The organism is Devosia sp. 63-57, assembly GCF_001899045.1.
GTDB lineage: Bacteria > Pseudomonadota > Alphaproteobacteria > Rhizobiales > Devosiaceae > Devosia > Devosia equisanguinis.
In genome coordinates this window covers 1,762,207-1,775,679 of the sequence record NZ_MKUY01000005.1, presented here as the reverse complement: position 1 = coordinate 1,775,679, position 13,473 = coordinate 1,762,207, and the positions used below count along the sequence as shown (strand labels likewise).

The 13,473-nt window shown below is 63.1% G+C and carries 15 protein-coding genes; 10 read left to right on the top strand and 5 right to left on the bottom strand.

The features are described from left to right. Window positions 1-40 precede the first annotated feature (40 nt). Complete coding sequence (locus BGO80_RS16750) at window positions 41-952, bottom strand: ABC transporter substrate-binding protein (protein WP_286722425.1); 912 nt, start codon at window positions 950-952, stop codon at window positions 41-43. Window positions 953-1,051: 99 nt separating this feature from the next. On the opposite strand from BGO80_RS16750, the gene BGO80_RS16745 reads away from it, so the two are divergent. Genes BGO80_RS16745 through BGO80_RS16735 form a run of 3 tightly spaced genes read left to right on the top strand, consistent with a single transcriptional unit; the run spans window position 1,052 to window position 3,901 of the window. After that, window positions 1,052-2,074 (top strand): FecCD family ABC transporter permease, encoded by a 1,023-nt coding sequence (locus BGO80_RS16745; RefSeq protein WP_286722424.1) that lies wholly within the window; start codon window positions 1,052-1,054, stop codon window positions 2,072-2,074. After that, complete coding sequence (locus BGO80_RS16740) at window positions 2,071-3,111, top strand: FecCD family ABC transporter permease (RefSeq protein ID WP_286722422.1); 1,041 nt, start codon at window positions 2,071-2,073, stop codon at window positions 3,109-3,111. The genes BGO80_RS16745 and BGO80_RS16740 overlap by 4 nt, the downstream gene beginning before the upstream one ends. Further along, on the top strand, window positions 3,104-3,901 hold the full coding sequence (locus BGO80_RS16735; RefSeq protein ID WP_286722420.1) for an ABC transporter ATP-binding protein: 798 nt from the start codon (window positions 3,104-3,106) through the stop codon (window positions 3,899-3,901). Before BGO80_RS16740 ends, BGO80_RS16735 begins: the two co-directional genes overlap by 8 nt. Window positions 3,902-4,468: 567 nt before the next feature. Here BGO80_RS16735 and BGO80_RS16730 read toward each other — a convergent pair. Continuing rightward, the gene (locus BGO80_RS16730) at window positions 4,469-5,506 is read right to left on the bottom strand and encodes a LacI family DNA-binding transcriptional regulator (RefSeq protein WP_286722418.1); all 1,038 of its coding nucleotides are present in this window, start codon (window positions 5,504-5,506) and stop codon (window positions 4,469-4,471) included. A gap of 164 nt (window positions 5,507-5,670) precedes the next feature. Here BGO80_RS16730 and BGO80_RS16725 point away from each other — a divergent pair, with 164 nt between their 5' ends. From BGO80_RS16725 to BGO80_RS16700, 6 genes are all read left to right on the top strand, one after another. Then, window positions 5,671-6,705 carry a Gfo/Idh/MocA family protein gene (locus tag BGO80_RS16725; RefSeq protein ID WP_286722416.1) on the top strand — a complete coding sequence of 345 codons (1,035 nt, stop codon included), beginning with the start codon at window positions 5,671-5,673 and terminating at the stop codon, window positions 6,703-6,705. Between the two features lie 11 nt (window positions 6,706-6,716). Continuing rightward, on the top strand, window positions 6,717-7,619 hold the full coding sequence (locus BGO80_RS16720; RefSeq protein ID WP_126150672.1) for a sugar phosphate isomerase/epimerase family protein: 903 nt from the start codon (window positions 6,717-6,719) through the stop codon (window positions 7,617-7,619). A 74-nt stretch (window positions 7,620-7,693) separates the two neighbouring features. Next, window positions 7,694-8,914, top strand: a complete 1,221-nt coding sequence (locus BGO80_RS16715; RefSeq protein ID WP_126150673.1) for an ABC transporter substrate-binding protein — start codon at window positions 7,694-7,696, stop codon at window positions 8,912-8,914. Window positions 8,915-8,982: 68 nt separating this feature from the next. Next, entirely contained in the window at window positions 8,983-9,885 is a 903-nt protein-coding gene (locus BGO80_RS16710; protein WP_286722413.1) for a carbohydrate ABC transporter permease, read from the top strand. Beyond that, window positions 9,882-10,709: a carbohydrate ABC transporter permease gene (locus BGO80_RS16705; protein WP_126150674.1), complete on the top strand. Its 828-nt coding sequence runs from the start codon at window positions 9,882-9,884 to the stop codon at window positions 10,707-10,709. The genes BGO80_RS16710 and BGO80_RS16705 overlap by 4 nt, the downstream gene beginning before the upstream one ends. Continuing rightward, window positions 10,706-11,779, top strand: a complete 1,074-nt coding sequence (locus BGO80_RS16700) for an ABC transporter ATP-binding protein (RefSeq protein WP_286722411.1) — start codon at window positions 10,706-10,708, stop codon at window positions 11,777-11,779. Before BGO80_RS16705 ends, BGO80_RS16700 begins: the two co-directional genes overlap by 4 nt. A 15-nt stretch (window positions 11,780-11,794) precedes the next feature. On the opposite strand, the gene BGO80_RS16695 is transcribed toward BGO80_RS16700, so the two are convergent. From BGO80_RS16695 to BGO80_RS16685, 3 genes are all read right to left on the bottom strand, one after another. Next, window positions 11,795-12,160 (bottom strand): YbaN family protein, encoded by a 366-nt coding sequence (locus BGO80_RS16695; RefSeq protein WP_353744212.1) that lies wholly within the window; start codon window positions 12,158-12,160, stop codon window positions 11,795-11,797. Between the two features lie 121 nt (window positions 12,161-12,281). Beyond that, entirely contained in the window at window positions 12,282-12,578 is a 297-nt protein-coding gene (locus BGO80_RS16690; RefSeq protein ID WP_286722408.1) for an addiction module antidote protein, read from the bottom strand. Further along, complete coding sequence (locus BGO80_RS16685; RefSeq protein ID WP_286722406.1) at window positions 12,578-12,868, bottom strand: type II toxin-antitoxin system RelE/ParE family toxin; 291 nt, start codon at window positions 12,866-12,868, stop codon at window positions 12,578-12,580. Before BGO80_RS16685 ends, BGO80_RS16690 begins: the two co-directional genes overlap by 1 nt. A gap of 174 nt (window positions 12,869-13,042) precedes the next feature. On the opposite strand from BGO80_RS16685, the gene BGO80_RS16680 reads away from it, so the two are divergent. After that, on the top strand, window positions 13,043-13,473 hold a 431-nt coding region (locus tag BGO80_RS16680; RefSeq protein ID WP_286722405.1), incomplete at its 3' end, for a response regulator.

The following is a 13,473-nucleotide window of genomic DNA, read 5'->3' as shown; positions in this document are numbered from 1 at the left end:
CAGAATGGGGGGCCGGCCCGACGCCGACCCTGAACAGGGATCAGCGGGTAGAGGCGAGGCCGTAGATGGTCTCGATATCGTCGAGCAGGAGATTGCCGGCAATGATGCCGCCGGCGGTGTTCCAGACGGCGTCGGAGACGGGATGCACCTTGCCGGCCTTGACCACGCCGAGGTTCTGCCACAGCGGATCGGACAGCCAGTCCTTGGCCTGGCTGTCGCCTTCGCCATTGCCGATCTCGTAGGTGAAATAGATCAGGCGGTCGCCCTCGAATTCGGGAATGCGTTCCTTGGTGATCTCCTCGGCGAACTCGTCCTTGTCCTGGCTGGCAGGACGCTGGAAGCCGAGTTCGGAGAGGATCAGGCCGGAAAAGCTGTCCTTGAACATGATGCGGGTCTGGCCCGGCATAAAGCGGGCGATGGAAATTTTTTCGTCTAGAGAGGCGCCGAGTTCGTCGTGCAAAGCGGCCACGCGCGCGTCGAAGGCGGCAAGCAGCGCCTTGCCCTCCTCGGCCTTACCGATGGCGTCGCTATAGAGGGCCAGGTTGATCTTCCAGTCGCCGCGCAGCCGCTCGGACACCACTGTCGGGGCGATGGCGGAGAGCTGCTCGTAAATCTTTTCGTGGCGCTGCTTGTTGCCAAGGATCAGGTCCGGCTGCAGCGAGACCAGCACTTCGAGATTGACCGCCGATTCCTCGCCCAGCACCGTCACGTCAGTCATTTGTCCGGAAATGTGGTCGTACCATGGATTGCCCAGCCAGGACTTGACCGCGCCCACCGGGGTGATGCCGAGCGCCAGCAGCGCCTCGGTGCCCTCATTGGTCAGCACCACGATGCGCTGCGGATGGTCGGGCACGTCGGTGACGCCCATGGCGTGGGTGATCTCGCGGGCGAAGGCGGGATTGGCCAGGAGGCCGGCCAGCAAAAGCGGGGTGAAAAGGCGGCGGAGGGACAAGGCTGACCTCTTTAAATCTTGACAACGATCTTCATAAATCGCATGGCGTCATCCATCAGAATTTAATCTGAGTGTCAATATCAGCATTATGGTTTTGCCTTGACCGCCCTATCCCTGTCGGCCGGCACTGCGCAGCCGGCGCGCCTCACGCGCCTGCCGGTCTATGCCGCGCTCTGCGTCGCCCTGGCACTGGCCATGCTGGCCAGCCTGACGCTGGGCTATAAGCTCTATTCGCTGCCGCAGGTCTGGGCGGCGCTGACGGCGCCGGATGGGTCGGAAACGGCGACGGTGATCGCGGGACTGAGGCTGCCGCGGTCGCTGATCGCTCCGCTTTGCGGCGCGGCGCTGGGCATGGCGGGGGTGCTGGTGCAGACGCTGTCGCGCAACCGCATCGCCTCGCCAGATACGCTGGGACTCAATGCCGGCGCGTCGATGGCGGTGGTGGTGGCCAGCGCCGTGTTCGGGGTGCAGTCGCTGACCGGGCTTTCGATGGCCGCGGCGACCGGAGCGCTCTTGACCAGCGTGCTGGTATTCGGCGTGGCGGCCGGTGCCGGAGGCCTGTCGCCGCTCAAGATCGTCCTGGTCGGGGTGACCTTTGCCAGCCTCGCCCACGCGGTGGTGGAAATCATCCTCACCAGCAACGAGGCGCAGTTGCAGCAATTGCTGTTCTGGCTGTCGGGCGCCTTTGTCGACCGCCCCATCGCGCTGTTTTACAACGGGCTGCCGGTGGTTGCGGTGGGAGCGGTGATCGCGCTGATGCTGGCGCCGGCGCTGGATGCGCTGCAGGCGGACGATTCCACGGCGGCGAGTCTGGGCGTGCCTGTTATCGCCATTCGCGGGCTGGCCTTCCTTGCGGTGTCGCTGCTGACCGGGGCGGCAGTGTCGATGGCGGGGCCGGTGGCCTTTGTGGGGCTGGTGGTGCCGCATGTGGCGCGGCGGCTGGTGGGATTGCGGCATCGCCATCAATTGCCGGCGGCAGCGCTGGCCGGCGCTGTCTATGCCACCATTGCCGATGTCGCGGCGCGGTTCGTCATCTATCCGGTGGAAGCGCCGGTGGGCGCCATTACCGCGGTGGTGGGCGCCATCGCATTGCTGATGTTGTTGATGCGGAGGCTCGCATGACCGCCATCGCCCTGCCCCGCCCCGCGCGCGGGCTGACCCGCAATGCCATCGTGCTGGTGGTGCTGGCGGTTTTCGTGCTGCTGACGCTGGCTGCCATCGGCTTCGGATCGACCTGGATCCCGCTGGAGACAGTGGCCAATGTGCTGGTCGGCGGCGGGGAAAAGACCGAGAAGCTGGTGGTGCTGCAATTGCGCCTGCCGCGCGTGGCGGCGGCCGGTATTGGCGGCGCTGCCATCGCCTTTGCCGGCTATCTGCTGCAGCGGATCACGCGCAATGAGCTGGCGTCGCCCGGCGTGCTCGGCGTGGTGGATGGCGCGGCGCTGGGCGTGGTGGCCTTCATGGCGATTTTCTCCAACGACGCCAATGCGATGACGGTGTCGATTGCCTGGCAGCCGCTGGCCGCCATTATCGGCGCGCTGAGCGCGATTACGCTGGTCTTCCTGCTTTCTGGCCGGCAGGCTTCGTCGGCCATTCGCTTGCTGCTGTTCGGCATTGCCATTGCGGCCGTGGCCAAGGCGCTGACCACCATCCTGATGTTGGTGGGCCCCATCTATCAGGCGGCGCAGGCCTCGCGCTGGCTGGCGGGTTCGGTCAATGCCGTCAACTGGACCGAAATCCAGTTGATGCTGATGGTGCTGGTGCCAACCGCCATTGTCGCCTGCATTGCCGCCGTCAAACTGCCACCGGCCGATCTCGACGATATCTCTTCGCGCAGCATCGGCCTCAACCTGCCGGTCTATCGCATTTTCATCTTCCTCCTGGCGGCACTGCTGACAGCCGGAGCGGTCGCCTTTGTCGGCGGCGTCAGCTTTATCGGGCTGATCGCGCCGCATCTGGCACGCATGCTGGTCGGCCGCGCCCGCTTTGCCGGCATCGTCACCTCGCTGCTGCTGGGGGCGATCATCCTTATTGGCGCCGACCTGCTGGTGCGGGTCGCCTTTGCGCCGATGGAAATCCCGGCCGGAACGATAACAGCCGTGATCGGTGCGCCCTATTTCCTTTATCTGCTCATGCGCAAGGACAAGACCAATGGATGATCAATTGGCCAATCGCATCGAGGTCAAGAACCTCACATTGTCCTATGGCACCGATGTGGTGCTCGACGCGCTGAGCCTGCCCATTCCGGCCGGGCAGATCACCGTGCTGGCCGGGCCGAATGGCTGCGGCAAGTCCACCCTGTTGCGCGCCATAAGGCGGTTGCATGCGCCCAATTCGGGGCAGGTGCTGCTCGATGCCGAGGATATTTCCGGGCTCAACGGCAAGGCACTGGGGCGGCGCATCGGACTATTGGCCCAAAGCCCCAGCGCGCCGCAGGACATGACGGTGGAGGAACTGGTGCGGCTCGGGCGCTATCCGCATCAGGCTATGCTGCAGCCCTGGAGCCCCAAGGACGACGAGGCCGTTTCCGCCGCCATGGCCGGCACCGGCGTCGACAGCATGCGGAGCCGCCGCATTGGCTCGCTGTCGGGCGGGCAGTTGCAGCGCGCCTGGATCGCCATGGTCCTGGCGCAGGACACGGACGTGATCTGCCTCGACGAACCGGTCAATCATCTCGACATGGCGCACCAGCTCGACTGCCTGGAACTGGTGACCCGGCTCAACCGCGACCAGGGGCGCACCATTGTCCTTGTGTTGCACGATCTCAATCTGGCGGCGCGCTATGCCGACCAACTGGTCTTCGTGCACAATGGCCGGGTGCGCGAGCGCGGCGCGCCAGGGGTGATGATGCGGGCCGATCTGATCGCCGAGGTGTTCGACGTCAATGCGGCGATCATCATGGACCCGATCCACGCCCGCCCGGTGTGCATTCCGCGCAGCCGGGCTTAGGGGGTAAGAGCTCAAGCCGATATGCGATAGGCCTGCCCGTGAGTTAGAGGGCAGTGATTTACTGATGGCCCCCACCCCGCCCCCCCCCTCAAGGGGGCGACTATCTCATATGGCCATCACGCCACGGAAGGCAGTAGCCGCGTTCTGGCGCGACAGATGCAACGCGCACTACGCCGCCCTCGGGCTTGACCCGAGGGCGGAACGGTGAATGGGAAACGACGTGCGACACGAAGCGCCAAGCTTTTGTTTTGGCTGGTGATTGTTGGCGCCTCGTCGCTAGAGCGTTTCACGTTCTGGTTGACGTGGGTCCATTGCCCCCTCCCCCCTTGAGGGGGAGGGTCGGGGTGGGGGGTGGTTTATTGACACACCGATGGACCCCCACCCTCAATCCCTCCCCTCAAGGGGGAGGGAGGCGAAAGAGCACACAGTCCACCTCACTTTGAAATGGTCTAGGTCAGCACTACTGCATGTGGGTTTGAGCGTGTTGCAGCACCCCCACCCGGCTTCACCATGAACGAGGGGGAGGAGTAGGACGAGCGTGGGCGCGCGCCCGGTTCCCAATCTGCCCTACCCTTTTGCCGGTTGGTCGCTGCCGCCTTCGATGAGGGTGAGGGGCACGACGCGGCGGATGACGCCGTGGGGGTAGTGCGCGGCATAGGCGGGCATGGTGGCGAGCAGGCCCTCTGCCAGTTCGATGCCCAGGTCGCGCAGCGACAGGTAGAAGCAGGTGAGTTTTGGGTTGAGGTATTGGGAATTGGTGCTGTGGCGGCCGATGATGGCAATGTCGGCGCCCGGCCTGATGCCGCAATCGTAGAGGCCGCGATAGAGCCCGACTGTCAGCATTTCATTGGTGAGCACAAAGCCGGTGGGACGCTTGTCCTCCGGCATGGCAGCGACGCGTTCGCCAATCTCGTGACCACCGCGATCATTGGGATAGGCGCGGAAAACGAGGTCGGGATCGAAGGCAATGCCATGGCGCTCGAGGGCCGCGCGATAGCTGTCGACAAAGACGAAGCCGAGATTGATGTCGTCGATCGGCGCGAAGACACCGATGCGCCGATGACCCTTTTGCACCAGCCGGTCGACTCCGGTCTGTGCCATGCCCTCGAAATCGAGATCGAGCCAGGGATGCCCGGCTTCTGTCAGGCTGCGCCCCAAGGCGATGAAGGGAATGTTGCGCTCGGCCAGAAACTGGATGCGATGATCATGACGCTTGGTGGCGGAAATGATCAGCCCGTCGACAAAGCCGCGCGCCACGACGCGCTGGAGATAGGCGTCGGGGTCTTCCTCCGATGAGCACAGCAGCACCACGAGGTCGAGCTGGTGGCGCGCACAGACGGTCTGCACGCCGTCGAAGACGCTCATGAAGAAGACGTCGCCGTCGCCGGTGATCTCAGAGCCGCTCTGCATCATGAAACCGATGACGCCGGTCTTGCCCTGGCGCAGGGAGCGACCGGCCTGGTTGGGGACGTAACCAATGGCCGCCGCTGCTTCGAGAACACGCTTGCGCGTCTCATCGCTGACATCAGGCTTGCCATTGAGCGCGCGCGATACTGTGCCGATAGAGATATTGAGGTCGTGCGCCAAGCGCCTGATACCATTCATATTTTTTGAAATTTCTCCACAGCGGCACGGCGTGCGTAAACGTTTCTGAATCCATCTTGACTTGACGGCAATGCCAATACTATCGTCGTAAACGTTTACGGAACAGTGTTTCAAGACGCCGCACAAGACGGCAATGAGACGCGAAAGTCCAGAGGGAGGCGATCTTGGTATTTACGGCGGTGCTGGCCGGTTGCGGCGGCATGTCCAAAGGCTGGTTGTCGGCAGTTTCCGAGCACCCCCTGCTCAAGGATCGGGTGCGGATTGTCGGCCTCGTCGATCTCGATCGGGCCACGGCCGAGGCGCGCGCCGCCGAGTTCGGCCTCAGCGAAGCCGCGATCGGCACCGATCTCGATGCCGTATTGGCCGCCACCAAACCTGACCTGCTGTTCGACGTGGTCATCCCGGCCGCCCGCGCCAAGGTGGTGGAGACCGGCCTGCGCCATGGCTGCCACGTGCTGAGCGAGAAGCCGATGGCGGCGTCGATCGAAGAGGGGCGCGCGATGATCGCCCAGGCACAGGCCGCCGGACGCATCCACGCCGTGGTGCAGAACCGCCGCTTCATTGCCGGGGTGCGCCGCATTCGCCGCCTGATCGAAAGCGGGCTGCTGGGCGAGCTCACGAGCCTCAATTGCGATTTCTTCATCGGCGCCCATTTCGGCGGGTTCCGCGAAGAGATGGACAATGTGCTGCTGCTGGACATGGCGATCCACACGCTGGATGCCGCCCGTTTCATGGCCGGCAAGGCACCCAAGGCCGTCTATTGCCTCGAAACCAATCCGCGCGGCTCCTGGTATCGGCATGGCGCTGCGGCCAACGCCATTTTCGAATTCGCCGATGACGTGGTGTTCAACTATCGTGGGTCCTGGGCGGCCGAAGGCGCCAATACCAGCTGGGAAAGCGCCTGGCGCATTATCGGCACCAAGGGCACGCTGATCTGGGACGGCGGCGACAGCTTTGTCGCCCGCATCGTCGACGGCGATAGCGGGTTCTTCCGCGATCTCAAGGAGATCGAGGTCCCTGCCCCGGTCAATGAAGACGAGACGCATGGCCATGCCAGCGTGCTCGCCGACTTTCTCGGCGCAATCGAAACCGGCCGGGCGCCGGAAACGGTGGGCACCGACAATATCAAGAGCCTGGCCATGGTGTTTGGCGCGATCGAAAGCGCCAGGACCGGACAGCGCGTCACCATTTCAGCTTAGGAATTATTGAATTGAGCAATCCGGCCAAATCCATTCGCATCGGCACCATGGTCAGCGCTTCGTCGGGCAAGGCCGCCGACCGTATCGGCGAAATAGCCGATCTGGGTTTTGAAAGTTTCGAGCCGTTCTTCTGGCAGACCACCAATGGGCAGGACCTTGCCGAGCTGGGCAAGCGCAGCAAGGACGCGATCGGCGACCGCGACATTACCATTTCCACAATCGGCATGTTCGGCAATCCGCTGGAAGACGAGGAGATGGACCGCCAGACCCTGCAGGGCTGGAAGGACTGCATCGACAATGCCCACCATTTCGGCGCGACCTGCGTCGCCGGCTTTACCGGGCGCATCCGCAACAAGCCGCTGACCGATAGTCTGCCGCAATACAAGAAGGTCTGGTCGGAACTGGCCAAGCGCGCCGCTGACAAGGGCGTCAAAATCGCCTTCGAGAACTGCGCCATGGACGGCAACTGGGCGACCGGGGACTGGAACATCGCCCACAATCCCGATGCCTGGGAGCTGATGTTCAACGAGACGCCGGACGACAATATCGGGCTCGAATGGGAGCCCTGCCACCAGATGGTCTATCTGATCGACCCGCTGCCGCAGGTGCGCAAATGGGCCAAGAAGATTTTCCACGTGCACGGCAAGGACGCCACCATCCGCTGGGACGTCATTCGCGAGCACGGCATTTTCGGCAAGGAAAAGTTCGTGTTCATGCGCACGCCCGGTTTCGGCGACAGCAACTGGACCGACATCATCTCCGAGCTGCGCCTGGCCGGCTGGAGCGGCTCCATCGATATCGAAGGCTGGCATGACCCGGTCTATCGCGGGGAACTGGAAATGACCGGCCAGATCCATGCGCTCAATCATCTTCGGAATTGCCGGGGTGGCGACTACGTCGCCATTGCCGGCTAGGCGCTGCGCGGGGCCAGGGAGGGCCGCGCTCGGCATTTTCGTCAGCAGCAAGACTGCATCGTGGGAGGAAGCTTATGAAACGGAACTATCTCGGCCTGATGGCCGGCATTGCACTGGGTGTTATGGGCATGGCCGCTCCGGCCATGGCACAGGTCACCCTCAAGATGTGGTCGATCGACGGCGACAACGGGCTTTATACCAAGCTGGTGGAGGACTTTAACGCCTCCCAGAGCGACATCGTGGTGGAAAGCCGTCTTTTGGCCTTCGACGACCTGGTGAACGAAGCGCTCAAGGCCTTTGCCACCGGCCAGGCCCCCGACATCATCTCGCTCGACAATCCGGATTTCGCGCTGTTCTCCTCGCGCGGCGCCATGCTGGATATCACCGACCGCGTCGCCAATTCCGATGTGATCGACACCAGCGTCTATTACGAAGGCCCGTTGGCCTCCGCCACCTGGGATGGCAAGCTCTATGGCCTGCCCAAGGCAACCAATACCATCGCCCTGTTCTACAACAAGGACTTGTTCGCCAAGGCCGGCATTGCCGAGGCGCCCAAGACCTGGGACGAACTGCTCGAAGACGCCCGCAAGCTCAACGACCCGGCCAATAATGTCTATGGCATTACCTGGTCGGCCCGCGCCGGCGAAGAAGGCACCTTCCAGTTCCTGCCATGGGTGCAGATGGGCGGCGGCTCGTTCAAGGAAGTGAACACGCCCGGCGCGGTCAAGGCGCTGGAAATCTGGAAGACGCTGCTGGACGAAAAGCTGGCTTCGCAGGACGTGCTGAGCCAGGGCCAGTGGGACTCCACCGGCACCTTCAATGCCGGCAATGCGGCCATGGCGATCTCTGGTCCGTGGGAACTGGGCCGCATGGCCACCGACGCCAAGTTCGACTGGGGCGTCGCGCTGCTGCCGACCGAAACCGAAGGTGGCCCGCGCTCGTCCGCCATGGGCGACTTCGACCTCGGTATCTTCGCCAATACCAAGCATCCGGACGAAGCCTTCAAGGTTCTCGAATACTTCGCCTCGCAGAGCGACCGCCTGTTCCCGGAATTCTCCAACATTCCGGCCCGCAGCGACATCGCCCTGCCCTCGACCGGCGATGCCCGCACCGACGAAGCGCTCAAGGTGTTCCAGGAGCAGCTGAAATATGCCCAGCCGCGTGGTCCGCATCCGGAATGGCAGAAAATCTCCAAGGCCATCTACGACGCCTTCCAGGCGGCGATGACCGGCCAGATGACGCCCAAGGATGCGCTTGACCAGGCCCAGGCCACCATCAAGGGCATTGTGGGCTGACCTTTCCTCCCTGACTGGGCCGGCCGGAGCGATCCGGCCGGTCATTTCGATTTTTGCCAGGAGGCGTTATGTCCCGATTTTTCAACAGTCTGCGCGACGGGGTCGGCTTCGACATGATCCTGGTCGGCGCAGCCCTGCTGTTCCTGTTCGCCCTGGCGGGGCTGCCGCTGGTATACAATGTGCTGATGAGCTTCCAGCAGGTGGACATGTTCACGCTGGGCGCGCTTTTCCGTCCCTGGGCGGGTTTTGCGAATTATATCGCGGTGGTGCAGCAGCCCGAATTCTGGCTGGTGACGCGCAACACCCTGATCTTTGTTTTCTGTTCGATGGCGGGGCAATTCGTGCTCGGCTTCGCGCTGGCCATCTTCTTCGCCCAGAATTTTCCCGGCGCCTCGACCATTCGCGGCCTGTTCCTGGTTAGCTGGGTGATGCCAGGGCTGGTGGTCGGCGGCATCTGGAGCTTCATTCTTGCCGGTGATTTCGGCGTGCTCAATGCGATGCTGAAGGCCGTCGGCATTATCGACGGCACCATTTTCTGGAAGTCGGACCCGAATTTTTCCATCTGGGCCGTGGTCATCGCCAATATCTGGCTGGGCCTGGCCTTCAACATGCTGCTGCTCTCGGTCGGCCTGGCGGCAATCCCCAAGGATCTCTACGAGGCGGCCGAACTGGATGGGGCGAATGCGTTCCAGCGCTTCTGGACCATTACCCTGCCGATGATGCGCTCGACCATCGGGGCGGTGCTGTCGCTGGGGCTGATCGGCACGCTGCAGCAATTCGACCTGTTTCCGGCGATCACCGAGGGTGGCCCGGCCAATACCTCAACGGTGGCGGGCTACTGGTCGTGGAAGATGAGCTTCCAGCTTTATGATTTCGCCAAGGGCGCCACGATTTCGGTGATGATGTTCCTGCTCGTGCTGTTTGCATCGATCATCTATGTGCGCTCCACCCGTCACGAGGTGCGCGGATGACACAGACCAAGACGCAATGGCTGCTGCTGACGGTGGCGCTGGTGCTGGCGGCGTTCTACCTGTTCCCGCTCTACTGGATGTATGTGACCAGCCTCAAGTCGGCCTCGGAAATCTATGCCAATCCACCGACCTTCTGGCCGCTGGCGCCAGATCCGAGCATCTATCCCGGCGTGTGGACGGGGCGCACCATGCCGAAATTCCTCTGGAATTCGGTGCTTATCGCCTCGGGCGTCACGGCCATCACCGTGCTCCTTGGCACGGGATGCGCCTATGTGCTGGCGCGCTATCGCAGCGTCTGGGTGGATATAGGACTGTTCCTGATCCTGATGCTGCAGGTGCTGCCGCCATCGGTGATGATCACGCCGCTCTTTGTCGGCTTCAACCAGGTGGGCCTGTTGAACTTTCCGCGTGAGGCCGTGATCCTGGCGGCGGCGGCCAAAGCCATGCCGTTCTTCGTGGTGCTGGTGCGCGCGACCTTTATGAGCGTGCCGCGCGAACTCGAGGAGGCGGCGCTGGTCGATGGCAATTCGCGCGTGGGGGCGTTTTTCTCCATCGTGCTGCCCCTGGCACGCAACGGCATCCTGGTCTGCGGCATCCTCACCTTCATGAGCGCCTTCGGGGAATATATCTATTCCAAGTCGATCATCCAGGACCCTGCCCTGCAGCCCGCCAGCGTGGGTCTCGCCAGTTTCCTTGGCCCCAATTCGACCGACTGGAACTCCATCATGGCCTATTCGGCCATCTATGTGACCCCAATCCTCGCCGCCTTCGTCATCCTGCAACGCCGCATCGTTTCCGGCCTCACTTCGGGAGCTCTCAAATGAGCGCACAGCCCCAGATCGAACTCGTCGGCATCGACAAGCATTATGGCGCCTTCCACGCGCTCAAGGACATCAATCTCACCATTCCCAAGGGCCAGTTCGTAGCGCTGGTGGGGCCTTCGGGGTGCGGGAAATCCACGCTGTTGCGCTCGCTGGCAGGGCTCGAAACCATCTCGGGCGGCACGATGAAGATTGCCGGCGAAGTGATGAACGGAGTGCCGCCGCGCAAGCGTGACGTGGCCATGGTGTTCCAGTCCTATGCGCTTTATCCGCATATGACGGTGGAGCAGAACCTCACCTATTCGCTGCGTCTCAAGCACGTGCCGCGCGACGAGGCCAAGCGTGCCGCCGACGAGGTGGCCAAGACGATCGGGCTGCAAAACCTCATGCACCGCTATCCACGCGAACTCTCTGGCGGGCAGCGGCAGCGCGTAGCCATGGGTCGGGCGATCATCCGCAGCCCCAAGGCGTTCCTGTTCGATGAACCGCTGTCCAATCTCGACGCGGCTTTGCGGGTGCATATGCGCAAGGAAATCCGCGCCCTGCACGACCGGCTGGGCGCCACCTCGGTCTATGTCACGCATGACCAGATCGAGGCCATGACCATGGCCGACCATGTGGTGGTGATGCGCGACGGCGTCATCGAACAGCAGGGCAGCCCGCTGTCGCTCTACGATACGCCCGCCAGCCGGTTCGTGGCCGGGTTCATCGGTTCGCCTGCGATGAACTTCGTGCCGGGCAGCGTGGATGCCGATGGCGCCAGCGTGACGCTGGACCTGCCGGGCGCCAAGAGGCTCGCCCTCAGCGGGCGCCGCGATCCCGGCCGCAAGGTGGTCGTCGGGCTGCGTCCCGAACATCTGCAAGTGGTGGATATCGCGGAAGCGCATCTGGTGCTGCCGGTCACGGTGGTGGAATCGACCGGATCGCTGACCTATGTCACCACTGGCGGCACGCCGGAGCTGACCGTGGTGATTACGGGGCGCAGCGCGGTCCATGCCGGGTCGAATATCGGCCTCGCCATCGCGCCCGAGCATGTCCACGTATTCGATGCGGAGACTGAGAAGGCGATTTAGCCGTTCTCGGTATTTTCAGCGCGCTGGATCGGGGCGGGTGAGGATGAAGGCGGCGCAGGCGGCGAGGATGGCGGCAACAAGCAGCCAGAGCCAGAGCCCTGGCCGGGCGCCGATCCAGAACAGCGCGAAGCCCAGGGCGATGCCGCTGCAGGCCAGTGCCTTGGCGCGCCGCGAAATGGCCCCGGTATCTTGCCAGTCGCGCAGGGTCTGGCCGAAGCGTGGATGATCCAGCAGCCAGTTTTCGAGCCGGGTCGAGGAGCGCGCAAAACACCAGGCCGCCAGGATCAGGAAAATAGTGGTCGGCATCAGCGGCACGAAGGCGCCGACTATGCCAAGCGCCACCAAGATCAAGCCGGCGATCAGGTAAATAGGCCTCAACATGGCTATATCGCACCGTAGCTGAGCGCCGCCGGGCCGATTTAGCCGGACGTTCACGCTCAGCATTGCCGCCGATGATGGCACCGATTCCCGCAATCGGGAAAGATGTGGCCGCCGATGCGCCCTATTCGGCCGGCACGGCGGGCTGCGCGGCCAGACGCACGCCCAGCGCCTTCATCACCCCGAGAAGGGTCGAAAGCTTGGGGTCGCCTTTTTCGCTCAATGCCTTGTAGAGCGCTTCGCGGGTGACACCGGCGTCGCGGGCAATGCTGGTCATGCCCCGAGCGCGGGCGACGTCACCCAAAGCACGCTTGATGAGCTCAGGATCGCCATCCTCGAACGCAGCTTCGATATAGGCGACAATAGCTTCTTCGCTGTCGAGATATTCGGTTACGTCCCACTTGCTGATTTCGAGCGCCATCACTTCAACTCCTCGGCCATGGCCTTGGCCGTCTTGATATCCCAGGCCTGGGACGACTTATCGCCGCCACACAGGAGCAGCATGATTTTGTCACCGCGCCGGACGAAGTAGACGCGATAGCCGGGTCCATAGTCGACACGCAGTTCGCCAATGCCATCGAAGAACTTGGCGTCGCCCAGATTGCCCATCTCGACGCGAGTGATCCTCACCTCGATGCGCGAGCGCGCATTCAAGTCCTTAAGGGACCTGATCCAATCGGAGAACGCCTCGGTGCGAAGAACTTCGATCATATGTGAACTGTAGTTCACATGCATGGCGCTGTCAACGCAGGTGCCTGCTCCGGCCCCCGCCCTCGTCTGCCGCCGCGTTTACTTTTTTGCCGATCTTGTCGGCTGAGGCGCACTGGGCGCTTCATTCGCCGGGATAGTCATGTTAACGAAACCTTTACCAATCGAGGGCTCGCTTTGACTGTATCGGCCAAGACCATTGCCATTATGGCCGCCAATCCGGCGCTTTCCGCCGTGTTGACCATGGTTCTGGCCGGCGACTCGCGCCTGCGGGTGCGGCCTTTCGATAGCGAATCCGAATTGTTTGCCTATATGCGCATCGCGCCGCTGGACCTGCTGGTGGTCGATTTCGACCGTGACGGGCGCCCGGCCTATGAGATGGTAGAGGCCGTTCGGCTCAACCCTTCGCTGGTGTCGCGCGACCTGCCTGTCATTGCGCTGACCCGCGCCATCACCCCGCCCATGCGCCACCAGGCGATCAGCGCCGGGATCGACGAGGTTGTGCTCAAACCGATGTCGCCGCGCCACCTCTTGCAGCGGGTGCAGACGCGCCTGCATACGCGCAGCATTGTCGGTGCCTTTGCCTCCGGCTATCTGGGCCCGGAGCG